Raw genomic sequence first — 26,183 nt, forward strand, 5'->3', positions numbered from 1 at the left:
CCCCGATCCGCCCCGGGGGCAGCCGCAGCGGGCTGCCCCCGGGACGGCGTCGCTCGGGTCGCCGGCCGACCCGCCGTCAGCCCTGGGGGGCGGCCGGCTGGGCGTCCTTGGAGAGCGGCACCTCTCCGGTGTTGTCGACGTGGCGGGCGGAGACCCACACGGCCTGGTCGCGCAGCAGGTACCAGATGCTGTTTCCGTCGATGGTCTGCGCGTGCACCTTGCTGTGGAGGCCGACTTCGGCGCCGTGGTTCAGGTTGCCGACGAGGGACGAGTCGGTACTGGGATACCTCCGCAGGTTGACGCCGCTGCTGCTGACGACCTTGCCGAACGGCTGAGCTGGACTGGGCATCTTGACCTCCACGGGAACGCCTGTGCGGCGGGACGTAGTCCGGTGTGCGGACGGGTTGTCTGCACGGTAGAGCCAATGCCCGTCGGGGAGCCGGAGGCGTGCGGGGCACCAGGACGACCGGCGACCGGGCGTCATCCCGTTGGTCCGCCGTCGCCCCTGCTTCAACGATCCAGCAGGACAATGATGACAGTTCAATTACTCGGCGTAATGGACTGCGCCGGCTCCGACCACTGTCGCGAAGAGCACGGCAGGCCGACATGAGACGCGTGGCAGGGCTCGATGGCCCGCAGGCCGGATCGTGACCCGGTGGCCGCCTCCGCCTTCCGGTTGCCCCGTTCATCACGTTGCGTGACGATCGAAGAAGGGGTAAGGCGTCAAGGCGGGCGGGGCGGCGAAAGGGGTTGCGGCGATGTCGGACTTGGAACGGTATCGCTATCACGTTGCCGACGACCCGGAGGTGCGCGGCACGCATCTGGGCCGCGAGAGGGTGCGCGGCATGTCGGCGACCGACGGCGAAGAGGGCCCGCAGGCGTTCAACTCGGCTGAGTCCGCTGCGCGGTTCTACCTGGCCGAGAAACTCGCCCGGGAGGAGTCACCGGGGCTGCGTCACGCGGTCCGGGAGGACCGGCCCGAGCGGGTTCCGGATCTGGCCCTGCTCGAGGCGCCGCGCCGTCAGGCCGGTATGGGCACCACTTTGGTCCGCTTCGAGCAGACGCAGCAGGAGATCCCCATCTTCGGCACCGAGGCGCTGGTCGAGATAGACGAGGACCAGCGGTTGGTTTCGATGGACTGCCGTCTCGGTGAGGTGAGCGGTGTCGGCTCCGTGCCGGAGCTGTCCGGGACGGACGCGCTGGAACGCGTCAAACAGGCGACGGGGAGCACGGTCGCCGCCGAGGACCTGCCGCCCGCGACGCTGGCCTACGTCGAACAGGACGACGGCTGGCACCTGGCCTGGCACCTGCGTGAGGTGCCGGCGCAACTGCCGGCCATGCGCCGTGAGCCGGGCGGCCGCGGCCACGGACTCGGCCGGTCCCCGCGTGAGGACTCCCCGCTCACCGGTTACCTCGTCGACGCGTTCTCCGGCGAGATCCTCCGGTCCTACGGAATGACGCCGACGGTGATGGTGCCGACGCGGCTGGAGGGCGAGGACGAGGCCAGCGTCCACCACAGGTTCCACGGCAGCCGGCAGAACGGCTCGTACCTTCTGGATGACCGGTGGCGGCAGATCACCACCTATGACCTGGCCTTCGCCGACCTCGCGCGGGCCGCCGCGCTCCCGGCCTCGGCGATCGGTTCTTCGCAGGCCGACTTCGGCACCGACCACCGGGCCGGTGTCTCGGCCCACGTCAACGCCGAGCGGGTGGCCAGGTTCTACCGCGACCAGCTGTACCGCAACGGCATCGACGACGCCGAGATGGATCTGACCTCGGCGGTCAACTGCACCTACAGCGAGGACGGGCCGGGGCCCGAGTGGGTCAACGCCGTCTGGTGGAAGGGGCGGATGTGGTACGGCCAGGTCTCCGTGGACGCCCGCCTGGTCAGTCTGGCCCGCCATCTGGACGTCATCGCGCACGAGCTGACCCACGGCGTCATCGAGACCTCCAGCAACCTCGTCTACCAGGACCAGTCCGGCGCCCTGAACGAGTCGCTGGCCGACACGATGGGCATCATCATCGCCAACTGGTACCAGGCGCCCGACCGCGACGACGTGCTCACCTGGACCTGGGAACTCGGCGTCGGGCTGGGCGGCAACGGGCTGCCGCTGCGCGACATGAGCGACCCCGCCCGCACCGGCGACCCCAGCCATATGAGCGAATACCTGCGCACCACGGGCGACAACGGCGGTGTCCACACCAACAGCAACATCCACAACAAGGCGATGCACCACCTGCTCACCTCCGTGGACGCGGCGGGCACGCCGGTCCTCACCGTCGAGGAGTGGGCCCTGCTGGTCTATCTCGCCTTCGTACGCCTGCTGAGGCTGTCGAGCTTCGCGGACATGCGCCAGGCCCTGCGGGACGTCACCAACACGTACCTCGCCGGCAACACCGCCGCACGGACGGGCGCCCTGAAGGCGGTCGACGACGCCTACCAGAGTGTCGGCATCACATAGAAGCGGATGAGCCGAGATGACCACAATCTTCTTCGACATCGGGGCGACCTTGGCGGACGGCCGTCTCGAAGCGGACGGATCCTGGCTGTTGCGTCCCTGCCCCCGCGTCACGCAGGTTCTCGACGCTTTCCCGGAAGTGCCCAAGGGCATCATCTCCGACCCGGGCACCGAGCCGGATGCGGCCGCGCAGATCGCGGAAGCCCTCCATGAGGCGTTCCCCGGCCGGTTCCCGGACGACCACCTCATCCACTTCGGCCCCAAGACCAGCCGCACGATCTTCGACGACGCGGTCGGGAGCACGGGCGGCGCGGCCGACGACTGCGTCTTCGTGGGCGAGGACCCTGACGAGCGCGCCTTCGCCCGCACGGCGGGCATGCGCACCGCACCCCACTCCGTCTTCACCCGGGCCGCCATCGAGAACCGCCCCGTCTTCTGGACGAGGATCGACGTGCCCGAGGCCGGGGCCCTGAGCGGGCTGGAGTCGGTGGCGAACGGCACGGAGGCCGTTGCCGTGCACGTCGCCTCCCCGCGGCTCGTGCTCGCGATGGCGACCGCACTCGGGATCGAGGCGCTGCAACAGGCCGGGTTCACCACCGACGTCCGGGGACAGGTGGAGGACACTGCGGCGTTCCTGCTCAGGGACGACCGCTCGGTCCCCGTGCCGGAGGCCTTCGCGGGCGCCTCGGACGAGTCCCGGACGGCGACCGAAGGGGCCATGCGCGCCACGGCCGCGTTCTGCTTCGTCGCCGGCGAGCTCACCGGGTACCCGGGGCAGATCACGTCGCTCGGGCCGGCACCCGGCGGGGTGTACGTCGCCGCGCCCGCCGGTGTCCCGATCGAGGAGGTGCACACGCCGGGAGCCAAGCCCGGACACACCGAGCGCCTGCTGCCGGACCCGGCGCTCCTGTCACGCCCCGGTGAGACGCAGGCCGAGGAGTTCACCGCGGCCCTGCCCGCCGGGTTCGACGAGGAGGCGGGCAACGGTCTCCCCTCCCCCGAAACGCTCTCGGCCGTACACGCGTCCGTGACGCCCGAGGTGCTGCATGCTCACGTGGCACGCATCTCCGGCGTCGAACCGCTGGTCCCGGGCGAGCCGCTGAAGGTCCGCAGCCGTGACGCGGCACACGCCGACAACGGGCTCGTCGTGGACGCGCTGGTCCGGCACTTCCAGGATCTGGGGCTGGTGGTCCGACGGCACTCGTTCAAGTGGCGGGGACACCGGTTGTTCAATGTCGAGGCGGAGCACCGCGTCGAGGGGGCCGACTCCGCCGTTCTCATCACGGGACATCTGGATTCGACGGCGGAGAGCGGTGATTTCGTCGACGCGAACGGCGATCCCCGCCGCTACGACCCCAGGGTGGACCCGGCGCCCGGCGCGGACGACGACGGGAGCGGCACGGCGGCGGTCATGGCCGCGGCGGAGTGTCTGCACGCGCTCGTCGAGGAGGGCAGGGAGCCGACGCGTCACGTTCGTTTCGTCCTCTTCAACGCCGAGGAACAGGGGCTCTTCGGAAGCAAACGCTACGCGCGCGCCGCGGCTGCGGCGGACGACCGCATCGCGGGCGTCTTCCAGATGGACATGATCGCCGGCCTGCAGGACGGCAGCCCGCCCGCGGTGGAGATCCACGCGGGATCCTCCGTACCGGGGCCGGTCGTGGCCGCCTCCGACGCGCTCGGTGACCTGGTCGCGCAGACCGTCCCCGCCATCGCCTCCGGCTTCGCGGTCCAGCAGCTCACCGGACCCGGGGACCCCGCCCTGGGGCGGAGCGACCACGCGAGTTTCCACGAGCGGGGATGGGCGGCGATCGCCGTCTCCGAAGACCTCTTCCGTCCCGACGGCAGCCAGGGCGCAACCGGCACACGGAAGTACCACACGCCCGGCGACACCCTCCTCGACGAGGACCACGACACGCAGTACGCGACCGCGATCGCCCGCTCCGTCACCGCCACCGCCCTGACCTTCGCGGGCCTGTAACGGCCCCCAGGGGCGCCGGCCCGCCTGCGGCGACCTCGCGCACAGCGTGACCCGCCGCTGCCGTACGACATGAGGTGGGGGCGGGTCCGCTCCATGTGCTCCGCGCCCTAGCGCTCGCGGATCCGCGCGGCGGGCGCGATGGCCCGGTCGAAGCGCGGGCTCGGGCCGCGAAGTCCTTGCACGTGGAGACGGCCGCCCTCACCTTGCTCATCCACCCCTTCGCCTCACCCTCCGGGTGGCTGGTGGGTACGACGCTCCCGCCCCCGGCGGCCCCGTCCCGGGCGTCGAGGGATGCCCAGGCGGTAGCGGTGGCCTCGAGCTCGGGCGTGACGCTCCGCAGGTCCGCCAGCGGCTGGCAGGCGGGATCGGCCGCCGTGACCAGGTCCGCGTCCTCCAGCAGGGGCTCACTCCGGGGCAGCGCCTCGAATCCGGAGTGCTTCCCGCTCAGTACGGCGTCAGAAAACTCCGCGGAAGTGAGCGGCGTGCCCCCTTTCCCGCCCGTCTCCCCGCCGGTACGACCGGCCGCCGCGGAAGACAGGGCGAGGAGCACGCCGCTCCCCGTATGAAGCCGCGCACGCCGATCTCCCCCACCCGTCGAACCATGAAGATCGCAGTCTGCCAGTGCGGGCCTACGCTGTCGGGCATGGCTACCCGTGACCCGTCATTCATCGTCGCCGACGACATCGAGGTGCCCCTTCCCGCGGCGGGCGAGGTGTGGACCGTCGGCGCCGTCATCCTCAACCGGGACGGCGCGGCCTTCGCCCAGAAGCGGAGCCCGGACCGGCGGCTCTTCCCCGACACCTGGGACATCGTGGGCGGCCACGTCGAGGCCGGCGAAACGGTCTTGGAAGCCCTCGCGCGCGAGGTCGAGGAGGAGACCGGCTGGCGCCTGAGCCGCGTTCGGCGGTTCCTCGGCGCCACGACCTGGACGGGGGACGACGGCGGCGGCCTCCGTCACGAGGCCGACTACCTCGTCGAGGTCGACGGCGACTTGGACGCCCCCGCGCTGGAATGGTCCAAGCACTCCGCCTACGGCTGGTTCGGCTGCGACGACCTCGACCGCCTCAAGGAGAACCGCGGGCCCGGGGAGTTCCTGATCCACGACCTCGTCGCACGAGCCCTTGACGGGCGCCCGTACGGGGCCGCCGCCGTGCGCCCAGCTGCGAGGGAGACGTCAAGGCCAAAGGGTGCCCGCGTCAAGCCGCAAGCCACAGGAGCCCGCGGCCCCTCCTCCATCAAGGCGCCGCGCACTCAACCGCTACGGCTGACCGTGCTTCCCACACGCAGCGACGGAAGGCCGGCCTGAGCCCCCGACGTGCCCCACGGCTGCTCGGCTGCTCCGCGTTTCGCACAAGGCATGGTCGCCGGACGCGAACGGCACGGTCTACAGCGCGTCAGCGGGGAGGGAAAGCGGGGGGTGCGAGTCCGGGCACTCGCCGGCGGGCCGAGGGAGGTCTTCAGATCTCGTCGCCTTCCGGGGCCGGTTCGGCCGGCGGTCCGGCGGCCAGCAGTCGTTCGACGGCGGCAGTCACGTGGGCGGCGAGGTCGGCGGCGTCCGGCGACGCTTCCGCGGCACCGTCCAGGTAGTTCACGATCGCGGCTTCGATGACCGTGCGCAGGGCTTCGCTGTCGGTACCGGTGGCGTGCACGGGACGGCTCATGGGCTGCTCCTCCAAGGGGACGGGGCCGGGCGGCGGCATCGGACCGGCCAACCCACCCATCATCGCGTCACCGACCACGTCCATCCCTGGTCGAGCGCGCACGCCTGGCGGCCTGCGGCTCTGTGATGCGGACGAAGTCGGCCACCCCGGCCGCGGCGGCGGCTTCCCGGGCAGGACGGGCCGTATCGCGCAGGGCGCAGGGCACAGGGCGCAGCCAAGCTCGCGGAAATAAGCAAACCATTGCCCACACCTATCGCCAGGGGCTCCTGCGCTGCTAGAAGAGTGACGCTTCAACAACTCCTGTTCCCCACAACACATCGAGGAGTTACTTGTCATGTTCGCGACACGAGCAAGACGGGTTCTGCCCGCTCTGCTGGCCCTTGTGGCCGCGACGACTCTCGGTCTGGCACAGCAGGCCTCCGCAGCCCCGGCGGCGGGAGAGCGCTTCGTCGCTCTCGGCGACTCGTACTCCTCAGGGGTGGGCGCCGGAAGCTACCTGTCCGACAGCGGCAGCTGCCAGCGCAGCAGCAAGGCCTACCCGTCCCTGTGGGCGGCGGCCAATGCCCCGGCCTCGTTCTCGTTCACCGCCTGTTCGGGAGCCACGACCGGTACGGTCAAGAGCAACCAGCTGAGCCCGCTCAACAGTTCGACCACGCTCGTCAGCGTCACCGCCGGCGGTAACGACGTGGGGTTCGCGAACGTCATGCAGACCTGCGTCCTGCAGAGCGAGGCGACCTGCCTGAGCGCCGTGGACAACGCCATCGGGCAGATCAACGGCACCCTGCCCGGGAGCCTTTCGTCCCTGTACGGCGCCATCCGCGGCAAGGCCCCCCAAGCTCACGTCGTCGTCCTGGGCTATCCCCGCTTCTACCAGCTCAACGGCAATTGCATCGCCGGCCTGAGCGAAGGCGAACGGGCTGCGATCAACCGGGGCAGCGACGCTCTCAACGGGATGCTCGCGAAGCAGGCCGCCAACGCGGGATTCACCTACTCCAGCGTCGTGGACGAGTTCACCGGCCACGAGATCTGCTCGGGCGCAGCATGGCTGCACAGCGTCTCGGTGCCCGTGTCCAACAGCTATCACCCCACGGCCGGCGGCCACTCCGGCGGATACCTGCCGGCCTTCCGGTCCGCCGCCATGTGACCGTTCCCACCAACCCACCCGGGGTCTACCACGCTCACAGGTCCACGCGGGTAGACCACCGTCAAGCACCGCTCCCCACTTCCGCGATCCGCACCCGGAGGAAGAGCTCCATGAAGACCACCAACCCTCCCGCCGGCCCCCGGGCCGGCGACTCGGCCCAACTCCGCACACGCAGAGGGACGCTCCGCTCCGTCCTCACCGCCCTCGCCCTCGTCCTCGGGGCGCTCTTCGCCCCCGGCGCCGGGGTCATCGGCGGGGCCGGCGAAGCCCAGGCTGCCACCAAGATCAGCCACGCCACCGCGACCTCCATGTTCCGCAGCTCCGCCATCACCTGGTCATCCTCCGGCGGCTGCTCGGACCGCAACAACCCGACCTGCACGTCCTTCGAGCAGCTCAACCTCGCCACGGCGAAGGGCGCCCAGACCCTCAAGAGCGCCAGCGGCTGCTCCCTGAACATCACCGGCGGCACCGAGACGGGCCACGCCGGCGGCACCTACTCGCACTGGAACGGCTACAAGCTCGACTTCAGCAAGTACACGTGCGTCGGGAACTACATCAAGAACACGTTCACCTACATCGGCGTGCGCGGTGACGGCGCCCCGCAGTGGAAGTCCGGAGCGGGCAACATCTACGCCGACGAGGGCAACCACTGGGACGTGACGTTCTACAACTGCGGCGGCTGCTGAGCCGGAGCGCTCTGCGCAGCGTCTGGCGGTGTCGTGTTCCCCCAACCCGGCGCCGGTCCCGACACCCCTCGGGGTCGGAACCGGCGCCGTGTCAGCGTCCCCGGCAAGCATCCCTGGCAACCCCCGCGTACCGCCGGGGAACGGCCATCGGCGACGCGTCCACGTAGGAAGGGCAGTTCAAGCAGCCGGCCGGCTCGGCGAGGTCGGCCACGACGTGGCGAACCCCGTGCGGCAGCGCCGCCGGGTGGCGCGAGACAGCCGTGACCTCTTGGCCCGATGCTCGCCCAGACCCTGCGCACGCGGTCCGGATAGTACGTGGCGGCGTCCTCGGCGAAGGTGTGGGCGGCGAGCGGCCGTGGCGGGAACGGCGTCGGGCAGCGCCCAGCGGTTCACCGGGCCGACGAGCCGGCCGAGTCGTCACCGCTGTCAGCGGCCACCGTGCTCCCGACCCGCCTGTGCAGGACCGGGCGCAGGCAGCAGAGGCCGTGGGACGGGTTGCCGACCTGCAAGGCAGGAGGACACCGCCGGATGGCGGAACCCCGGATCCGCGGACCAGTAGGCGCCGCGGGCGGACCGACGCTCCATCGGGCGGGTGTCACCATGAGGGCGGTATACGGCATGACCGTCGGGGTAGCCGGATCACATGGACACCACGACCGCTACCACCTCCCTGCGCGCCGTTGCACTGGTCTGCACGCTTTCGCCGTCGCCGAAGCGGTCCAGCTCGCAGTTGCTGGCCGAGCAGGCCATGGCCGCCTTGGCTGATCACGGCGTCACCGGAAAGGTCATCCGGATCGCCGACCACGACGTCAAACCGGGTGTGGAGGTCGACATGGGAGACGGAGACGCCTGGCCGGAGATCCGCGACACGATCCTGGGCTGCGACATCCTGATCCTGTCCACGCCGATCTGGCTGGGGCATCCCTCCAGCCTCGCCCAGCGCGTCCTGGAACGCCTCGACGCCGAACTCGGCGAAAGCGACGACGAAGGCCGCATGCTCACCTACGGCAAGGCCGCAGCCGTGTGCGTCGTCGGCAACGAGGACGGCGCCCACCACGTCAGCGCCGAACTCTTCCAGGGCCTGAGCGACGTCGGCTTCTCCCTCGCCCCGAACGCGGTCACCTACTGGGTCGGCGAGGCCATGCAGGGCACCGACTACCAGGACCTGGACAAGACCCCCCAGAAGACCGCGGCCATGACCAGGACCCTCGCCGCGAACACCGCGCACCTCGCGCGCCGTCTCAAGGCCGCCCCCTACCCGCCCTCTTCATGACCGTCGCCCACCCGACGAGCCGAAAGGAGTCCTCGATGACTTCCCACGAGCAGGCCCGCCTCACCGATCCGGTGGAGCTGTACCCCCGTCCGCCGTTTCCCGAGCAGGACCAGGACCACCCCGGCTCCACCGAGGCGATGGACCCCCGCCCCGACCACGGTGAGGACACCTACCAGGGCCACGACCTGCTCCAAGGGCGCAAGGCGCTGGTCACCGGAGGGGACTCCGGAATCGGCCGGGCCGTCTGCCTGGCCTTCGCACGGGAGGGAGCCGATGTCGTCTTCACCCACCTGCCCGAGGAAGCCCAGGAGGCGGAGGCGACCGCCGGCCTGATCCGCCGGGCCGGCCGCACAGCAGTGGCCGTCGCCTGCGACATCCGGCACGAATCCGAGTGCACCGCCCTCGTCGACAAGGCAGTGGGCGAGCTGGGCGGCATCGACCTGCTCGTCAACAACGCCGCCTACCAGATGGCCCAGCCGGACGGGATCGAGGCGATCACCACCGAGCAGTTCGACCGGGTGATGAAGACCAACCTGTACGGGATGTTCTGGCTCACCAAGGCTGCCCTGGCCCACATGCCGCGGGGCGCCTCAGTGATCAATTCCGCTTCCGTGCAGGGCTACCAGCCCAGCCCGCACCTCCTCGACTACGCCATGACCAAGTCCGCGATCATCTCCTTCACCCACAGCCTGGCCCAGATGCTGGCAGAGCGCGGCATCCGGGCCAACGCCGTGGCGCCGGGACCGGTCTGGACCCCTCTGATCCCGGCGACGATGCCCGACCCGACGAAGTTCGGCGAGCAGTCGCCGTTGGGCCGGCCGGCCCAGCCGGCGGAGATGGCACCCGCGTACGTCTTCCTCGCCTCCGACCAGGCCTCCTACATCACCGGCGAGATCGTCAACGCCACCGGCGGAACGCCCCTGCCATGACCCCGGACGAAGCTCTGCGCCGGATCGCCTTCCTCCTCGAATGGCGCGGGGCATCGCCGTACCGGGTGCGGGCCTTCCACACAGCGGCCGACGCCGTCCACGACCTGCCACCGGGCCCGGTGGACGCCGAACAGGCCGGACGACTGCGCGGGGTGGGCCCGGTCACCGCCGAGGTGATCGCCCAGGCATCGGTCGGCGCGGTACCGGACTACCTCGCCCGCCTGCAGTCCGAAGCCGAACCGGAGGCCCGCGCCGGCTGGGACCTCGCGGCCGCGAGCACCGGGGACTGCCACCTGCACTCCGACTGGTCGGACGGCGGCAGCCCGCTCGAGGCCATGGCCGACGCGGCCCGCGCCCTGGGCCACCAGTGGGCCGTCTTGACCGATCACTCGCCGCGGCTGACGATCGCCCACGGCCTGAGTCCCGAGCGGCTCGAAAGCCAGCTGGAGGCCGTGGCCGCCGTGAATGCCAGGACGGGCCCGGATTTTCGGCTGCTCACCGGCATCGAGTGCGACATCCTCGAGGACGGCTCACTCGACCAGGAGGAAGAGCTGCTCGGCAGGCTCGCCATCGTGGTGGCATCGGTGCACTCCAAGCTCCGCTCGGAACCCGAGCCGATGACCGCCCGCCTGCTCGCCGCGGTGAGCGACCCGCACGTCGACGTCCTGGGGCACTGCACGGGACGGATCATCACCGGCCGGGGGCGCCCGCAGTCCCGCTTCGACGCCGAAGCCGTGTTCGCCGCGTGCGCGCGGGCAGGTACCGCTGTGGAGATCAACTGCCGGCCCGAGCGCCGCGATCCGCCGGACGACCTGCTCGAGCAGGCCGCCGCCGCAGGCTGCCGGTTCGCCGTGGACACCGACGCCCACGCGCCGGAACAGCTGCACTGGCAGAGCACGGGTTACGCGCGCGCGGCCCGGATCGGCCTGGGACCGGACCGGCTGATCACGACCTGGCCACTCGGTCGGCTGCTGACCAGCAGAAGCGGCCGACCATGAGCCCCGCCTCTTCCGCCGGGCCACATCGGCCCCTGACCGGGTGGCTGCCCCCTCCATGCGGGTGAGACGTTCCGAGCAGCCGGGCGCCCGCACGTCCGGCGGGGAAGCGATCGGGTCGGGCCGGAGCGGCCCATCCACGAACACGCATGGAGACGACATGGGACACGGCGGAAACGTGATCGACGAGCTGATGGCCGACCACCGCGAGGTGGAGGAGATGTTCAGCCGCATCCAGGCCATGACCGGCACCGGTCAGGAACTCCGCGACCTCATCGACGAGATCACCATCGAGCTGGTGCGGCACTCGGTCGCCGAGGAGCAGTACCTCTACCCGGCGGTGCGCGAGCACGTCGAGGGCGGCGACCGGATGGCGGACAAGGAGATCGAGGACCACAGCCGCGTCGAGAAGATCCTCAAGCAGCTGGAGAAGATGAACACCGACGACGCAAAGATCAGCCCGCTCCTGCACCAGCTCATGGACGAGGTCGCCACCCACGTCCAGGACGAGGAGAGCAACCTCTTCCCCATGCTGCAGCGAGCCTGCACCCCGCAGCAGCTGGACGATCTCGGTGACAAGATCCGCCGCGCCAAGGCCATGGCGCCCACCCGCCCGCACCCCGCCACCCCGAGCAGCCCCACCGCCAGCAAACTCCTCGCACCGGGCGCCGGCCTGGTGGACCGGGCTCGCGACTTCGTGACCGGCCGCGGCAAGTCCTGAACCCCGGCCTGGCGGTGGGTTCGCATATGCGGGCCCGCCGCCCCTGGGCGGACAGTGACGTGCGTCATGCCGCACACCCGGCGCTTCGGGCTACCCTGACCGACCACGAGCGGAGCGGCGCAGCTTCGCGCCGCAGCTCGCGGACCCGGCACGGGCCAGGGCGAGCACGCCCCCGAGGATGCCGCCATGTCCGCCGATCTCACACCCGTCATAGCCGCCGGCACCCGCTGGCTGCTGACCGCCTTCCCACCCGCCCCGGGCGCGTACAGCCGCGCCCTCGCCGAGGCCCAGGCCCGGCAGGCCGTCACCCTGGCCGCCGCCCTGCGGTACCCCACCCCGCTCGACGTACAGCTCCTGCACCTCCTCGGCCCGGGCGGAAGCGCCCGGCTGGACTGGCTGACCGGGGCGGATCACGGCGCCGACGCCGACGCCGACTGGCGGACCTGGGTGGACGAAACCGCGGTCAGCTGGGCCGCTTGCTTCCTCGCCTCCCCCGCCCTCGCCGTCGACGCCCACCACCTCGTCGATCCCAGCCGGGCCGGTGACGTCCTCCGTCTCACCCGGCCCGGCGACCACGAGAATGACGCCGCGCCCCTGCTGCGCCACCCCGACCTGCTCGAACCGGTCGCGGCCCTCCACCGCACGCTGCTGCTGGACCTGCTGGACCACGAGAACGCCGCCCTGGGCTAGGTCAGCTGCTGTGGGCGCGTCAGGGGTCGTGTCGAGCGTGCGCGCCGGTGAGGAAGTCCGCGATGCGCAGTCCCCAGGCCCGTACGTCGGCGCGGGTGGGTGAGAGGTGGAGTTCGGCCCCGGGGAGGCAGTCGGCCAGGGCGGCCGCCGTGGACACGGGATGGCCGGGATCGTCCACCCAGGTCATGATCAAGGCCGGGCAGCGGAGGGCGGCGAGCGCGGCCGGCGGGGGCAGGTCGGAGCGGGCCAGGCCGCGCAGGACGGCAGGCAGGATCGGCTCCGGCGGTGTGGGCCGGAACTCGGGGACATCCGCGACGACGGCGGGACGGTGGGCCTGCTCCCGGCCGGCGAGCCAGCCGTCCGCGCCTTCCCGCTCGATGGTGTCGGCGGCGGTCCGATTGGCCCGTGCATACGCCTCCCGGGTCGCCCAGGCGGTCGGCGGGAGGAGCAGCACCAGCCGGGAGAAGCGGTCCGGCGCCCGGACGGCGGCGTGCAGACAGGTGCCGCAGCCCATCGACGTGCCGATCGCGTCGACGGGCTGCGCGGCACCCAGGTGGTCGAGCAGGCCGAGGAGGTCGTCGGCGAGTGAGGCGTAGGTGTAGTCCTCATCGACGGGCCGGCCGGTGGAGCGGCCGTGCGCGCGTGCGTCGTAGCGGACCAGGCGACGGCCCGCCCGGAGGACCGGCGCCCAGTCGAAAAGGTCCATGCGCTGCTCGACGGCCTGGCTGACGAAGCCGCCGTGCGCGTACACCGCCAAGGGTCCCGTGCCGGTTTCGTCGTACACCAGCTCGGCCCCGCGATGGCGGAACCGGCCCTCCACGACCGGCCACATTTCAGGCGGCCCCATGGTGAAGCGTCTTTCCGCCCGTCCGGTTTTCACACCTCGGGGGTCGCCGCATTCCTCTCCGCCCGATGTGAACCACCGCATCGTCCCCGCTCCTGAAGGCGGCCGCGGCACCCCTCGCGCGGCCATGGCCGCCTACGGTCCGGGAACGCCGGGTGCGCGCGTCAGTGGGGGACGCTGACGATGACCTCGCGGGCGCCCTGGCGGAGACGACACTCCCTCGGCCAGCCGGGTGCTGATGCGGTAGCGCATGTCGCCGGCTGCCCGGCGGATCTCCTCGGGCTGCGCTTCGTCCTCGAGCACCCCCAGGAGCACCATCAGTGCCCGCGCCTCGTCGGCGCTGATCAGCTTCAGGCGCGGCTCCGTGACGCCGTCGAGCAGTGCGTCCAGCAGGTCCAGTACGTCGTCCATGCCCACACCAACGCCCGACGCCCCGGCCACGTCACCCCGGCGTCCGGCCCAGCCGGGGTGCAGGCGGAATTGTCGCTCGGGACGCTTGGAGGGAGGGTCCCGGGGAGCGGGGGGGGCGGGCACCCCGGGGCCGGGGCGGTCGGTCGGCGAGCACTTCAGGGGAGTGAGCGGCGACCGGCCCGTCCTCGATGCGCGTCCGGCCTGCGAAACGGGAGATGAGCCCGCGGTCGGCTTCACCCGGTCATCGCCGACGACGACCACTTCGTACGGGTCACGGTCCTCGGTTCCGCGGCGCACGAGAAGGCTCCGGAAGCGATACACGAGCGGCTCCTGGCCGGCCTCCGCATACCCTGGGCACGCGCCGCTCAGAGGGTCAGGGGCAGTTGCCGGAACAGCCGGTTCTCCAGGGCATCGGTCAGGTACGCAACGCCGTCGGTGTTCCCGGAACCGTGCGCGTCGCCGAGCATGCGCGCGGCGAGGCCGCGATGGGCCGACATCCACCGCTGATGCCTGCTCTCCAGCCGGCCGAGCGCGGCGTCGAGGCGGCCCCACGCCGCCCCGCCGAGCCCTCCTGCGCGGCGGAGGTCGAGGTAGGCGCGGGTGACGGTGTCGTGGGCGGGGTCCTGCGCCTCGGCCCGGACGGCGGGAACGCTCGTGAAGGCCGCCGAGTGCAGGCGCGGAGCGGGCGGCACGCCACAGAGGCTCTCGAATCGTTTGTACTGCTCGGACTGGATGGCGCTGGCGCCCTGGGTGTATTGGCGGAAGGTGGAGAAGTGCTCCGCCCGCATCGTGGCGACGGTACGGAACAGTCCGGCGGCTCGCTCGAACACCGCGACCGCGTCGTCTATTCGATCGGCACATTTGTCCGGACGCCGTTCCCGGAGGGCGGAGACGGCCGATTTCACATGCTCCGCGATCGCGGTGAAGAGCATTTCATGGCATTGGAGGACACGGATGAAGAAGTACTCGTCATGCAGTACGTAGACCGGTTGGACGGTCACGTCGAACCACGACCAGGCGTCCGCCTCAGGCAGCCGCGGCAGGCACTCTGCGAGTTCCTCCAGCCGGGACCGCGAAGTGCCGTCCAGGCGTGACGGCAGGTCTACGGCCTGGGGCCCGCCGACACCCTGGGCCACGAACCGCAAGGCGTGCCGCAGCCGCGTTCGCACCGTCTCCACGTCCGGCCGGCCCCGGCCGGGGCCCTCACGCGAACCGCCCGCCGCCCCGATCTCGAAGCGGACCACGTCGGTCATGAGCAAGGTGGACATCCGCTCCGCGCTCGCCGCGGGATTCCTTTCGTCCAGGAGGAGCTCGAGAACCGGCAGCGAAAGGTAGGTGCGATTCCAGAAACGGTCTTCGTGTTTATCCAGAACACAATCGAGAAAGGCATGGAGAAACGGGAGCCTCGCGGCATCACGATGGCGTATTGCGCTCAGGCGCATCAGCATGCATTTCGGCAGGAAATGCTTTCCCGTCCGCCGCACGTGGCCGTTGACGGACCGGGCCAGGGCGAGACCGTCGGATTCCACCGGCACCCGGTCGGCGGCCGTCCAGCGTCTCTCCGACCGGAGCGTCGACGCGCACCGCGTGTCCTGAGGAGCCATCGCCACTCACCTCTCCCGTGCCCGTGCCCGTGCCTGTGCCGTGCCGGCGCTGTGCGGCGGTGGCACCGACCTCCACCAGACAGCACGGAGGGACCGCGGGTCATGTCTCGGGAATTCGTGTCTTGACAGCAGCGGGAGCAGCGCCCGGCAGCCCTTAGGGTGCAGTCATGCCCGACATGATCGTCCCGCTCGTCCCGCTCGTCCCGCCGCAGCGGACCGTGCGGCTGGAGCCCGTCACCGCCGACAACTTCGACGCGGTGTGCGCCGTACAAGTACGCCCCGACCAGGGGCATCTGGTGTCCCCCGTGGTCAAGTCCCTGGCCGAGGCGTACGTCCACCCCGCCAGCGCCTGGCCGCGGGCCATCGTCGACGGCGACGACGTCGTCGGCTTCGTGATGGCCTTCCACGACATCGCCTGGGACCCGGCGGGCGACCCGGGCGACCGGCGCAGCGGAATCTGGCGCCTGAACATCGACGCCGGCCGCCAGGGCAAGGGCTACGGCCGCTTCGCCGTCCACGCCGTCATCGAGGAGATCCGGCGCCGCGGCACCCACCAGCGGGCCCACGTCAGCTGGCACATCGGCCCCGGCAGCCCCGAACCCTTCTACCTCGGCCTCGGGTTCACCCCCACCGGCGAACTCAGCGGTGGCCAGCGCGTCGGCGTACTCACCCTCGACGCGACCGCACCGCAGGCGGGCTGAGGACGACCGTGCCGCCGGGTCCCGGCGCCAGGTCGGCGTCGGACCCGGTCCCGGACGCGCCCGCACGGTACGCCTGCGGGCTCATCCCCCGGACCCGCTTGAACGCCGCGGACAGTGCGAACGCGCTGCCGTACCCGACCCGGCGGGCCACCCTCTCGACCGTGGCATCGGGCTCGCGCAGCATGTCCGCCGCCAACGCCAGCCGCCAGCCCGTCAGATAGCCGACCGGCGGCTCCCCCATCACCTCCCTGAACCGGCGTGCCAACGACGCCCGTGACACCCCCACGCGTACGGCCAGCTCCTCCACGGTCCACCCGTGCGCCGGGCTCTCGTGCAGCAGCCGCAGCGCCGGTCCGACCACCGGATCGCTCTGGGCCCGGAACCAGGCGGGCGCGCCCGAATCCGCCGCCGAGGGCCACGCGCGCAGCACCCCGATGAGCAGCAGGTCCAACAGCCGGTCGAGCACGACCTCCTGGCCCGGCTCCTCGCTCGAGATCTCGGAGGCGAGCAGGTCGATCAGCGTCGCGTCGGCCGCCTTCGCCGGTCTGACCAGGATCTTCGGCAGTGCGCCCAGCAGCCGCCGGCCGATCTCGCTCGGCGCCTGGTAGGTGCCGCTGAGCATCACCGCCGAACCGGCGTGCTGGTGCGCCGCCCCCCAGGTCCGTACGCCGAGCGCCATGGAATCGGTGACGTCCTCGCCCTCCGGCGTGCTGCACCGCTGGTCCGGCCCCACCGTCACCTGTACCGGCGTGCCCGGGGCGTCGGCCACCGTGTACGGGTCGGGCCCGCGCACCACCGCCACGTCGCCCGGGGTGATGAGCACCGGGTCGCCCCCGCCGTCGGGCAGCAGCCATGCCGAGCCTCGCACCATCGTCGCCACCGACAGCGGAGCCCGGTCCTCGATCCGCATGGCCCAGGGCGGGTTCAGGACGGACTTGAGGAGGAAGGCACCGCGGGCCTGGGGGCCTTCGAGCAGACCGGTCAACATGTCCATGCGTACATCTTCTCCGCGGGCGGGGGCGGCGTGTGCTCAGGAGGACGGGGCGTCCCACACCCCGGTGGCCGCGGCCTCCCGTGCGAAGTCCGCGAAGTCCCTGGGTGCCCGGCCGAGGACCTCCTCGACCCCGTGCACCAGGTGTGCGTTGCGTCCGTCCAGGATGAGGGTGAACAACTCGGCGAAGTCCTCCGGCAGGCCGTGTTCGCGCAGCTCGGCACGGTAGGCCTCGTCCGAGACCGGAACGTAGGCGATCTCCCTGCCGGTGGCCTTCGACAGCTCGGCCGCGACATCGGCGAAGCTCATGAGGCGCGGGCCCGACAGCTCGTACGTCCTGCCGGTGTGCCGGTCGTCGGTCAGTGCGGCCACCACCACGTCGGCGATGTCCCCGGTGTCGACGAACGCCTCGACCGCGTCCGCGGTCGGCAGGGCGATCACACCTGCCAGCACCGGCTCCAGGAAGAAGCTCTCGTCGAAGTTCTGGTTGAACCAACTCGCCCGCACGACCGTCCAGTCGGCCCCGGAGGCCTTCAGCTTCTCCTCGCTGAGCTGCGCGGCCTTCTCGCCCCGGCCGGACAGCAGCACGAGCCGGCGCGCGCCGGCGGCGACCGCCGCCTCGGCGAAGGCTCCCACCTGCTCGGGGGCGCCGGGGAAGGCGAGGTCGGGGTAGTAGGTCACGTACACCCGGTCGACGCCCTCGAGGGCCGGAAGCCAGGTGCCGGGCTCGTTCCAGTCGAAGGCCGGCTCCCCGCTGCGGGAGCCGATCCGGACGGCCCGGCCCCGGGCGGTCAGCTTCTCGGCGACCTTGCGGCCGGTCTTGCCGTTGCCCCCGATGACGAGGGTGACGGCTTGGTCGTTGGTCCGGTCGGTGGTCTGCGTCTCGTTCTTCGTCGTCTTCGTCATGACCTCAGTCAAGTCGAGCGGGACGAGACGCAACATAGCCGAAACACTCATCCGCATACGCGAGCGTCCAGCCCTGCCCCGTCGTCCGGAGCCATCCGCGTCGAGGGGGACCGCGTCACCGTGCGGGCCGTCTGCTCCGGCCGTCTCAAGGGCGCGCCCAAGCCGTTCGCCGTGCCGATGACCACCGTCCTCGACCTCGACGCCCGCCATCGCAACAGCCGGGGGACGGCCTCGGGCAGGCCCTCGCAGAAACCGTGGCCCTCACCGCCCGCCACGCCTCCGATGGCAGCACACTGGTGTGCATGGACTCCGGCGAGTACTGACGAGCGATCGTCGGCGCTCGCGGACCATGTCCGACGGCTCAAGTCGACCAAGGGGGACGGATCATGCGTGTCGGGGTGTATCTCGCCCATCCGCGTGCGGGCAGTTTCAACCATTCGGTGTTCGACGCCGTCGTGGACGAGCTGCGGGGGCGGGGGTGTCAGGTGGTGGCGCACGATCTGTGCGCCGAAGGATTTCCGCCGGTGCTGTCCGCCGAGGAGACGGGCACCGTCTCCTCGGCCCCGAGCGCCGACGATGCTCACGTGGCCCTGCACCGGCGGGAGGTGGCCGCGCTGGATGCCGTGGTGTTCGTCCACCCGAACTGGTGGGGCATGCCGCCGGCCGTTCTGACGGGCTGGGTGCAGCGCGTCCTGGTGCCCGGCGTCGCCTACAAGCTGGGCAGCGCGGACGGGGAGCCCGCGGGGCTGCTGAAGGCCGGCCGGGCGCTCGTGCTGAACACCTCCGACACCCCGGGCGAACGTGAGGAGAACGAGTTCGGTGACCCCCTGCAGCGGATCTGGGCGGCGTGCGTGCTGCCGTACGTGGGAGTGGCCGACGTGCGGCGGGTCGTCTTCCGCACCGTCACCGACTCCACCGACGAGACGCGCCTGGACTGGCTCCGGCAGGCCCGTCGGGAGGCCGCCGCGCTGACGACCTGACCGCTGTCAGGCCGCCGGTACGGTGACGGTGGGGGTGTTCCAGCCGGAGACCCTCAGCCGCGGGGCCGATCCGCGCAGATCCGCCGTCCGGTACGTCGCCGTCAGGGTGGCCGACTCCCCCGGCCACAGGCTGACCTGGTTGTCGTTCCACCGCACGGGGAGCACCGGTTCTCCCGACGGCCGCACGAGGTGGACGTCCGTGAGCAGCGCCGGGGTGGCGCCGGTGCCCGCACGGCGCAGGGTCACGGTCGTCGTGGACGTCCCCGACGCCGCATCCGCCGTCGTCGACGCCGCCGCCGTGACCGCCGTCCGCGCCATGGAGTCCAGCCCGCGCAGGTCGGCGTAGGACGTGGTGGGCGTGTGGAACCAGTCGCTGCGCTCGTAGTCGAGGACGTCCGCGACGGTGGACAGCCAGTAGGCGTTGCGGCTCACCTCCCGTCCTGCGGCGTCGGTGAGCAGCAGCCTGGCCAGGTAGGTGGTGGGCAGGCCGGGTACCGCCTCGGGGAGCGTCAGCGCGGTGCTGCTCGCGCCGCCGCCCGCGACGCTCAGGCCGGTCACCGTCCGGTCGTACTTCTGCGTGCCGTCGGGGGCGAAGAGCGTCACCCGGGCCGTCAGCCCGGAGGCCGGTGCCGGCCGGTTGTTGACGACCGCCACGGAGTGGTCGTCGTACCCGTACTGCACGTGCAGGGGCTCGTTCGCCTTCTTCGCGCCGAAGTAGGCACCGCCCTGGTCGAGGTAGCGGTCCACCAGCTGCCAGTGGAGCGAGGTCCAGCCGCTGTTGAACATCCAGTAGATGACGCCGGTCGACGGGTCCGAGGGGTCCTTGGCGTTGCGGGCGTACGCCTCGAACTGCGCGCGCACGTTCTCGTACTGGGCGAGCTGCGCCTTGCGTACGTAGTCCTCCAGGCTCGCGGGGGCGCCGTAGCGGGCGGTGAGGGCGGTGTCGTACAGCTCGAGCGTGTCGAAGGTGGCGGACGGGGAGCGGTGGTACTGGACGGCGGCCGGGTCCTTCCACAGGGTTTCGAGCTCGGCCGGGGTCATCATGCGGCGCAGTGTGTCGAGGGTGGGGACGTCCGGGCCGGCGCTGGTCTCGGAGTTGAAGCCGCTCGCTCCGCCCTCGCGCTTGTCGTACCAGTAGCCCGGCGGGACCCAGTCGTACGGTCCGGTCATCTTCATCCCGGAGCGGCCGCTGACCGGGGAGGAGGTGTCCGACGCCGCGGGGATCACCGGGGCGTTCCAGTCGGCGGCCTTCAGCGCGTCGAGGTACCCGCGCTCGATCTCCTCGTTCGGGGCGGCGTCGCTGCCGATCAGGAAGGAGATCACACCGGGGTGGTGACGCAGGCGGGCGGCTTCGGCGGCCATGGAGGCGCGGGCGATCGAGTGGTCTGCGGCGGACCACCGCTCCCCGGCGCCGTCGCGGTTGAACTCGGCCTCCCATTTGGTGCAGCACTCCCAGCCGGGGAGGGTGAGGACGCCGTACCGGTCGGCGAGGTCGAAGAACTCGTCGGGCTCGATGTGGCCTTCCAGGCGCAGGGTGTTCAGGCCCAGGTCGAGGGCGTACTTGAGGCGGTCCTCGGCGTAGGTCGGGTCCCAGCGCAGGAACTCGTCGGGGGACCAGCCGGCCCCCTTGACGAGCAGCGGACGGCCGTTGACCTCGTACTGGCGGGCGCCGTCCGCGTTGAGGGGCGCTCGTACGTCGCGGATGCCGAAGGCCTGGTGGGCCGTGTCGGAGGGGGTGCCGGCGGTCAGGGCGGTCAGGGCGAGCTCGTACATCGGCTGACCGCCCATGTGGGCCGGCCACCACACGCGGGGCGACTTCAACCGCAGCGCGGGGTGTTCGGCGGGTGAGAAGGCGACCGTTCTGCTCTCGTGGGGTGCGAGGGTGACGCTGCGGGCGAAGGCGGCCTCGGCGTCCCGGCCCTGGCCCGGGCCCCGGCCCCGGCCCTGGCCCTGGCCCTGGCCCTGGCCCGGGCTCGGGCTCGGGCTCACCGTGCCGGACAGGGTCGTGGTGACGGTGGCGTCGGAGTCGTTGCGCAGCCGGGCCTTGACGGTCAGGTCGGCCGTGGCCATGGACGGCATGGCCAGGGCGGGGACGACGTGCGCGTCGCGCAGGGCGACCGGTCCGGCGCGGCGGACGGTGACGTCGCGGACGATGCCCATGTTCTCGTCCGGGGGCGGTTGCAGCCAGTCGAGCCAGCCCATGGTGAGGTACTTGCGCGGGTTGTTGGGCTGGATCCGGAAGGCGACCGTGTTGGTGCCGGGCCTGATGAGTGCGGTGAGGTCGAACTCGTGCCGGGTGTACGCGCCGGCGACGGAACTCGTGGTGGCGATCCGGCGACCGTTGACGAAGACGTCGGCCGCGGAGATCACGCCGCTGAAGTCCAGGTGGGTACGGGCGGTCGTGTCGGCGACGGTGAAGTCGGAGCGGTACCACCAGGGCACGGAGAAGTCCGCCGCGGGGATCAGCTCCTGCTGGGTGGAGCGGAACGGGTCGGGGTGGACGCCGGCTGCGAGCAGTGCCGCGAGGACGGTGGAACGGGGCCCGGCGGGGTACCAGCCGGTGGCGGTGTAGCCGGGGCTGGAGACGGTTTCGGCCGTGTCGGCGACCTTCGCGGTGGACTGGACGGCGTAGCCGGAGAGCGGGGTCTCGCTGCCGGGTGCGGCGGGCACGACGGTCGTCGCGGCCACCGTACGAGGTGTCGCCCCTGTGTGCCGGGCGGCGGGAGGCGCAGCGCCGGCGGTGCCCGCGGTGAGGACGAGGGCCAGGCCTGCCACGGCGAGGGCGACGGTCCTCGCGTGGCGGTGGCGGTGGGTGAGGCGGCTGAGCACGGGGCCTCCCGCGGGACGGGCCCGGGATCACGCGCGGCCGACGGCGGGCGCGGAGGATCCGTGGGGCTGCTCATCGGGGTGGGACGGCCCGCCCGTCACACGGCGGCCGGGCCGGAGGGCACCGAGTCTGCCACGGGCGCGGCCCCGTACGGCGGCGACAGCCCGGGGAGCGTGGAACCTCTTCCGGCACGTCGCCGGCTCCGCTCAGGGGAGCACGACGGCCGGGCAGTCCTCGGTGCAGGACTCGCCGCCTGCGCCGGAGTAGGTGCACGTGCGTGCGGCGGTGTCGACGTCGTACCAGACGATGCCGGCGCTCCAGCAGCCGGGCGAGTGGAGCACCCTGAGCCCTGGGGGTCGGGACCCGCTCACCCGCCCGGGCTGATGCGGCAGCGATCCGGGCCGCAAGAATTGTTGAATGTTGCCACAATGGCCTGGAATCTTCGCTCAATTTGGTGACTTGCGCACTGATGTTTCATCATCATGACTGCACGTCAGCTTTCGACGTGCGTCGAGGAGGCGGGGGCGCCGGGGGGTCCCCCGTTCCGTACCGGCAGATGCGGCAGGCGAGTTCATCGACTCGCCGAGCCCCGCCGTGGCGGCTCCCGTCCCACTTCCTTCACCTAGGCAAAGGCCCATGTCCGCCCAGCAACTCTCGGACCTCATACGTTTCGCCCGTCACAACTCGCCCTTCTACCGGGACCTCTACGCGTCCCTGCCACCGGACGCCGGCCGTCTCACCGGCCTTCCGGTGGTCGACCAGAAGTCCTTCTGGGCGGCCAACACCCTGCACGACAGCCGCGTGCTGACCGGCCCGCTCAGCGAAGCCACGGTCTACAAGACCGGCGGCACCACGGGGTCCCCCAAGTTCTCCGTCTACACCCGGGACGAGTGGCGCACCTTCGTCACCACCTTCGGGCAGGGCCTCGTGGACACGGGGTTGCGCCCGGGACACCGCGTCGCCGACCTGTTCTACGCCGGGGAGCTGTACGCCAGCTTCCTCTTCGTCCTCGACTCGCTCTCCCACGCGCCCGTGGACAACGTCCGCCTGCCCATCGGCGGAGGCGCCCCGCTGGAGTCGACGATCCCCACGCTGCGCGACCTCGCCGCCCAGGTACTGGCCGGCACGCCCACCACCCTGTGCCGACTCGCCGAACAGGTCCTCGCGTCCGGCGTCCGGCTCGACTCCGTCGAGCTGCTCCTCTTCGGCGGCGAGGCGCTCTTCGACGACCAGCGGCGCCTGCTGGCCACGGCCTTCCCCGGCGCCGAGGCCCGTTCCGTCGGCTACGCCAGCGTCGACGCCGGCCTGCTGGGCCGCCCCGTGCCCGGCGCAGACGCCCGGGTGCACCGGGCCTTCACGCCGCACTCGGTCGTCGAGATCCTCGACGACTCCACGGACGAGCCCATCACCGAACCGGGGCGCCCCGGCCGGGTCGTCGTCACGAGCCTGTTCCGCCGTCTGATGCCGATCATCCGCTACCCCGCCGGCGACCGGGCCGAGTGGACGGGCACCGGGCCGGGGCACTTCCGGATCCTCGGACGCGCCGAGGAAGGCGTGCGCGTGGGGCCCGTGTCCCTCTACACGCAGGACGCCCAGGACGCCGTGGCATCGGCCGACACCGCCGGGGAGGTCGTCGGCATGCAGCTCGTCGTCCGCCGCTGGGAGGGCCGCGACGGGCTCGTCCTTCGGCTGGCGACCGCCCCCGGAGGCGACGAACGCGCCGAGGAACGTACCGCGGACCGGCGGGAGACCCTCGCCCGAGCCGTCGTGGCGGAGCTGGAGACCGTACGCCCGCTGTACCCCGACAGCGTGCGCGCCGGGTTCGTGCACCCCCTGTCCGTGGAGTGGGCCCGCCACCGGGACCTGGCCGTCAACCCGCGTTCGGGCAAGCTCGTCCGGGTCCTCGACGAGAGGCCGACGGCATGACCGCCCCCACCCCCGGTGTCCGGCGCACCCCGCTGATCCTGCGCAACCGCGCCTTCGCCGCCGTCTGGCTGGGCCAGGTCCTCACCCAGGCCGCCGTGCGCATGTTCCAGGTGGGCGTGTCCTGGTGGATCGTGGCCTACGCCGTGCGCGACGCCCGCGGTCTGGCCTCCGGGCTCTTCATGGCCGCCTGCACGCTGCCCGCCGTGGTGCTGGCTCCCGTGGTGGCCGGAGCCGTGGGCCGGTTCGCCCACCGTTCGGTGCTGCGCAGCGCGGCCGGCCTGGCCGCCGCCACCGCGGGCGCCCTCGCGGTGTGGGCGCACGGCGGCGGACCGCCGCTCGCCGGGGTCTACGCCGCCGCTCTGGCCCTGGCCACCTGCCAGGCGTTCTTCGACCCCTGTCTGACCACCTCGGTGCCCGAACTCGTCGACGACGCCGACATCGAGACCGCGACCGGATTCGAGCTGTCCACCCAGTCCCTGGCGGGCCTCGGAGGAGCACTCCTCGGCGCCCTGACCGTCGACCGGGCCGGTGTGGCCGGACTGGCCGCCGGCTGCGCGGCCGCGTACGCCGGGGCCGCCCTCCTCGTCGCGAGCGCGCGCTTCCGCAGCCCCGCGCCGTCCGCGGCCTGCTCGGACGCACCGCCGGCGCAGCGACCGCTGCGCCACATCCTCGGGGAACTGCCCTACGTACGGCGGATCCTGGTCTGCTTCACCGCGGCGAACCTCTTCACCGCCGCCGTGTTCGTCGTCATCCCCCTCTACACCCGCTCCGTCCTCGGAGGGAGCGGCGGCACGGTCGCCCTGCTGGAGGCCTCGCTGGGGGCGGGCGCCCTCGTCGGCGCCTTCACCGGCACCCGCGTACCGGGGCGGCCCACGGTCGCCGGCGCCTACTGCCTGGGCCTGATGGCCCTCGCACTGGCGCTGCCCGGCCTCTTCGCGCACCGCCCGGCCGTCGCGGGCTGCCTGGCGGTGGCCGGCTGGTGTGCCGGGGCCGTCAGCGTCCGCTTCGTGGCGCTCTTCCAGCGGCTGGTGCCCACCGCCGACAAGCCCGGCTTCTTCGCCGTGATGCAGGCCGTACTGGGCGCCTCCCTGCCGGTGGCGTCCCTGGTCTTCGGCTCCGCGGGCGACCTCCTCTCCCCGCAGACGCTGTGCCTGGTGCAGGGCGCCGGCCTGCTGCCCGCCGCCTTCGCGCTGGCTCTGCTGGGCTCCCGTACGCCCGAACCGGCGCCCTCGGTGGAACCGGCACCCCCGGCACCCCCGGCATCCCCGGCGCCCACGACAGAGCCGGAGACCGTGGGAGGCGCCCGGTGAACCCCGTCATCACCCCGGCCACCAGCACGGACATCGCCGAACTGCGGCAGCTCTACTACGCCGTCTACGGCCCGCACTACCCCGTCGCCCTCGGCACGGACCCGGCCGAGATGGCCCGGCTCATGGCCGACCCGCACTCCCTGTGGCTCGTAGCGCGCTGCCCCGGCACCGGAGCCCTGGCCGCGTCCGCCGCCATCCACGGCGAGGCCGGCAGCCGCATCGCCCGGCTGGAGGGCATCGCCGTGCACCCCGAGCACCGCTCGGCGGGTCTGGCCGCCGCCCTGACCGAGGCGCTCTGCGCCGAGATGCTGGACACCGGCCGGCTGGACTCCGTGTATGCGACCGTCCGCACCGTCGGCTCCGGTCCGCAGCGGGTCGTCGCGCGCAACGGCTTCCGTCCGCTCGGCATCCTGCCCAACGCGGTGGACCTCAGCAGCCGCGAGAGCCTCGCGCTCTACGCGCGTCACTCCCCCGGTGTGCTCGACCGCAGGGTGCCCGTCGCCGAAGTGCCCGCCGTGCTCATGCCGTTGCTGCGCACGGCCGGAGCGGCCCTCGGCATCGGCTACCCGGGGGTGCGGGCCGCCTCCGGCCGGCCACCGGCGACGCCCGCGCCGCAAGGGACCCCCGAACAGCTGGAGTTGATCGAGGCTCCGGCGTTCGTGCGCCGCCGCTTCCGCGAGCGCTTCCCGGGCGCGGAGGGCTGGTTCTACCCGCTGCACACCCCCAACGTGCTGCTCACGCCGGAAGACGGCCGGTTCGAGGTCTACGCCTACCTCAACCGCGCCGGCGGCTACTGCTCCCTGCTGTCCGCCCATCCCGACCCGGCCGCCGCGGCCGCCCACCTCGAACCCGTCACCCGGGCCCTCGCCCGCGCGGGCGCCGGCTACGTGGAGGCCCTGGTGCCGCTCGCCCACCAGGAGGCCCTCTCCGCCTTCCTGGCCCATGGGTTCGTCGCCGGAGCCCTCTACCCGGCGATGCGCGCGGACGGCGACGGCTTCCACGACTACGCCGTCCTGTCCCGCTCCAGCGAGCGGATCGACTTCCGCGGCGTCGCCGTCGAACCGCCCCTCCAGCCCTACCTGGACTGCTACGCGTCGGCCTGGGCGTCGGCGCACCTGCCCACACCATCCGAGGTTGCCCCATGAAC

Annotated in this window: 23 protein-coding genes and 1 pseudogene; 15 read left to right on the forward strand and 9 right to left on the reverse strand. The window is 72.1% G+C overall.

What is annotated here, in order from left to right; all coding sequences use genetic code 11:
- Positions 1-76 precede the first annotated feature (76 nt).
- Positions 77-349 (reverse strand): SH3 domain-containing protein, encoded by a 273-nt coding sequence (locus tag ACZ3X1_RS27965; RefSeq protein WP_362632148.1) that lies wholly within the window; start codon positions 347-349, stop codon positions 77-79.
- 409 nt (positions 350-758) lie between these two features.
- Between ACZ3X1_RS27965 and ACZ3X1_RS27970 the strand changes: the two genes are divergently transcribed.
- The 3 genes and pseudogenes from ACZ3X1_RS27970 to ACZ3X1_RS27980 form a co-directional block, all read left to right on the forward strand.
- Positions 759-2,462, forward strand: a complete 1,704-nt coding sequence (locus ACZ3X1_RS27970; protein ID WP_467281392.1) for a M4 family metallopeptidase — start codon at positions 759-761, stop codon at positions 2,460-2,462.
- A gap of 16 nt (positions 2,463-2,478) precedes the next feature.
- The gene (locus ACZ3X1_RS27975; RefSeq protein WP_467281393.1) at positions 2,479-4,437 is read left to right on the forward strand and encodes a M28 family metallopeptidase; all 1,959 of its coding nucleotides are present in this window, start codon (positions 2,479-2,481) and stop codon (positions 4,435-4,437) included.
- A 643-nt stretch (positions 4,438-5,080) separates the two neighbouring features.
- Positions 5,081-5,560, forward strand: a pseudogene (locus ACZ3X1_RS27980) (NUDIX hydrolase); the annotation flags it as partial.
- Positions 5,561-5,894: 334 nt separating this feature from the next.
- Here the strand turns inward: ACZ3X1_RS27980 and ACZ3X1_RS27985 are convergent.
- A complete protein-coding gene (locus ACZ3X1_RS27985; protein WP_467281394.1) occupies positions 5,895-6,098 on the reverse strand; it encodes a hypothetical protein in 204 nt (67 codons plus the stop codon).
- A 334-nt stretch (positions 6,099-6,432) separates the two neighbouring features.
- On the opposite strand from ACZ3X1_RS27985, the gene ACZ3X1_RS27990 reads away from it, so the two are divergent.
- From ACZ3X1_RS27990 to ACZ3X1_RS28020, 7 genes are all read left to right on the forward strand, one after another.
- The gene (locus ACZ3X1_RS27990) at positions 6,433-7,242 is read left to right on the forward strand and encodes an SGNH/GDSL hydrolase family protein (protein WP_390078167.1); all 810 of its coding nucleotides are present in this window, start codon (positions 6,433-6,435) and stop codon (positions 7,240-7,242) included.
- Positions 7,243-7,352: 110 nt separating this feature from the next.
- Entirely contained in the window at positions 7,353-7,928 is a 576-nt protein-coding gene (locus ACZ3X1_RS27995) for a hypothetical protein (RefSeq protein ID WP_362632134.1), read from the forward strand.
- A 643-nt stretch (positions 7,929-8,571) separates the two neighbouring features.
- A complete protein-coding gene (locus ACZ3X1_RS28000; RefSeq protein ID WP_467281395.1) occupies positions 8,572-9,201 on the forward strand; it encodes a flavodoxin family protein in 630 nt (209 codons plus the stop codon).
- Between the two features lie 35 nt (positions 9,202-9,236).
- Positions 9,237-10,130, forward strand: a complete 894-nt coding sequence (locus ACZ3X1_RS28005; protein WP_362632131.1) for an SDR family oxidoreductase — start codon at positions 9,237-9,239, stop codon at positions 10,128-10,130.
- Positions 10,127-11,128, forward strand: coding sequence for a PHP domain-containing protein (locus tag ACZ3X1_RS28010; RefSeq protein ID WP_467281396.1), 1,002 nt, complete (start codon positions 10,127-10,129; stop codon positions 11,126-11,128). Before ACZ3X1_RS28005 ends, ACZ3X1_RS28010 begins: the two co-directional genes overlap by 4 nt.
- Before the next feature lie 157 nt (positions 11,129-11,285).
- Positions 11,286-11,846 carry a hemerythrin domain-containing protein gene (locus ACZ3X1_RS28015; RefSeq protein ID WP_467281397.1) on the forward strand — a complete coding sequence of 187 codons (561 nt, stop codon included), beginning with the start codon at positions 11,286-11,288 and terminating at the stop codon, positions 11,844-11,846.
- A 186-nt stretch (positions 11,847-12,032) separates the two neighbouring features.
- The gene (locus ACZ3X1_RS28020; protein ID WP_390078176.1) at positions 12,033-12,536 is read left to right on the forward strand and encodes a hypothetical protein; all 504 of its coding nucleotides are present in this window, start codon (positions 12,033-12,035) and stop codon (positions 12,534-12,536) included.
- Positions 12,537-12,555: 19 nt separating this feature from the next.
- On the opposite strand, the gene ACZ3X1_RS28025 is transcribed toward ACZ3X1_RS28020, so the two are convergent.
- The 3 genes from ACZ3X1_RS28025 to ACZ3X1_RS28035 form a co-directional block, all read right to left on the reverse strand.
- On the reverse strand, positions 12,556-13,383 hold the full coding sequence (locus ACZ3X1_RS28025; RefSeq protein ID WP_467281398.1) for an alpha/beta fold hydrolase: 828 nt from the start codon (positions 13,381-13,383) through the stop codon (positions 12,556-12,558).
- 132 nt (positions 13,384-13,515) lie between these two features.
- A complete protein-coding gene (locus ACZ3X1_RS28030) occupies positions 13,516-13,791 on the reverse strand; it encodes a hypothetical protein (protein ID WP_390078180.1) in 276 nt (91 codons plus the stop codon).
- 365 nt (positions 13,792-14,156) lie between these two features.
- Positions 14,157-15,395, reverse strand: a complete 1,239-nt coding sequence (locus tag ACZ3X1_RS28035) for a tryptophan 2,3-dioxygenase family protein (protein ID WP_467281399.1) — start codon at positions 15,393-15,395, stop codon at positions 14,157-14,159.
- Positions 15,396-15,562: 167 nt separating this feature from the next.
- Here ACZ3X1_RS28035 and ACZ3X1_RS28040 point away from each other — a divergent pair, with 167 nt between their 5' ends.
- Entirely contained in the window at positions 15,563-16,096 is a 534-nt protein-coding gene (locus ACZ3X1_RS28040) for a GNAT family N-acetyltransferase (RefSeq protein ID WP_467281400.1), read from the forward strand.
- Here ACZ3X1_RS28040 and ACZ3X1_RS28045 read toward each other — a convergent pair.
- Positions 16,062-17,090 (reverse strand): AraC family transcriptional regulator, encoded by a 1,029-nt coding sequence (locus tag ACZ3X1_RS28045; RefSeq protein ID WP_467281401.1) that lies wholly within the window; start codon positions 17,088-17,090, stop codon positions 16,062-16,064. The genes ACZ3X1_RS28040 and ACZ3X1_RS28045 overlap by 35 nt on opposite strands.
- A 36-nt stretch (positions 17,091-17,126) precedes the next feature.
- The gene (locus ACZ3X1_RS28050; RefSeq protein ID WP_362633555.1) at positions 17,127-17,993 is read right to left on the reverse strand and encodes an NAD(P)H-binding protein; all 867 of its coding nucleotides are present in this window, start codon (positions 17,991-17,993) and stop codon (positions 17,127-17,129) included.
- Between the two features lie 386 nt (positions 17,994-18,379).
- Here ACZ3X1_RS28050 and ACZ3X1_RS28055 point away from each other — a divergent pair, with 386 nt between their 5' ends.
- Positions 18,380-18,973, forward strand: coding sequence for an NAD(P)H-dependent oxidoreductase (locus ACZ3X1_RS28055; RefSeq protein WP_390078189.1), 594 nt, complete (start codon positions 18,380-18,382; stop codon positions 18,971-18,973).
- A gap of 6 nt (positions 18,974-18,979) precedes the next feature.
- Here ACZ3X1_RS28055 and ACZ3X1_RS28060 read toward each other — a convergent pair whose 3' ends face one another.
- Together ACZ3X1_RS28060 and ACZ3X1_RS28065 are read right to left on the reverse strand one after the other, a co-directional pair.
- Positions 18,980-21,802, reverse strand: a complete 2,823-nt coding sequence (locus tag ACZ3X1_RS28060; protein WP_467281402.1) for a glycoside hydrolase family 2 protein — start codon at positions 21,800-21,802, stop codon at positions 18,980-18,982.
- A 204-nt stretch (positions 21,803-22,006) separates the two neighbouring features.
- Positions 22,007-22,141 carry a DUF1398 domain-containing protein gene (locus ACZ3X1_RS28065; RefSeq protein ID WP_390078192.1) on the reverse strand — a complete coding sequence of 45 codons (135 nt, stop codon included), beginning with the start codon at positions 22,139-22,141 and terminating at the stop codon, positions 22,007-22,009.
- A 295-nt stretch (positions 22,142-22,436) separates the two neighbouring features.
- Here ACZ3X1_RS28065 and ACZ3X1_RS28070 point away from each other — a divergent pair, with 295 nt between their 5' ends.
- Genes ACZ3X1_RS28070 through ACZ3X1_RS28080 form a run of 3 tightly spaced genes read left to right on the forward strand, consistent with a single transcriptional unit; the run spans position 22,437 to position 26,181 of the window.
- Positions 22,437-23,726, forward strand: coding sequence for a phenylacetate--CoA ligase family protein (locus ACZ3X1_RS28070; RefSeq protein WP_467281403.1), 1,290 nt, complete (start codon positions 22,437-22,439; stop codon positions 23,724-23,726).
- Positions 23,723-25,036 carry an MFS transporter gene (locus ACZ3X1_RS28075; RefSeq protein WP_467281404.1) on the forward strand — a complete coding sequence of 438 codons (1,314 nt, stop codon included), beginning with the start codon at positions 23,723-23,725 and terminating at the stop codon, positions 25,034-25,036. The genes ACZ3X1_RS28070 and ACZ3X1_RS28075 overlap by 4 nt, the downstream gene beginning before the upstream one ends.
- Positions 25,033-26,181 carry a GNAT family N-acetyltransferase gene (locus ACZ3X1_RS28080; RefSeq protein ID WP_467281405.1) on the forward strand — a complete coding sequence of 383 codons (1,149 nt, stop codon included), beginning with the start codon at positions 25,033-25,035 and terminating at the stop codon, positions 26,179-26,181. Before ACZ3X1_RS28075 ends, ACZ3X1_RS28080 begins: the two co-directional genes overlap by 4 nt.
- Positions 26,182-26,183 lie beyond the last annotated feature (2 nt).

It is taken from the genome of Streptomyces sp. NPDC023541 (assembly GCF_055559995.1).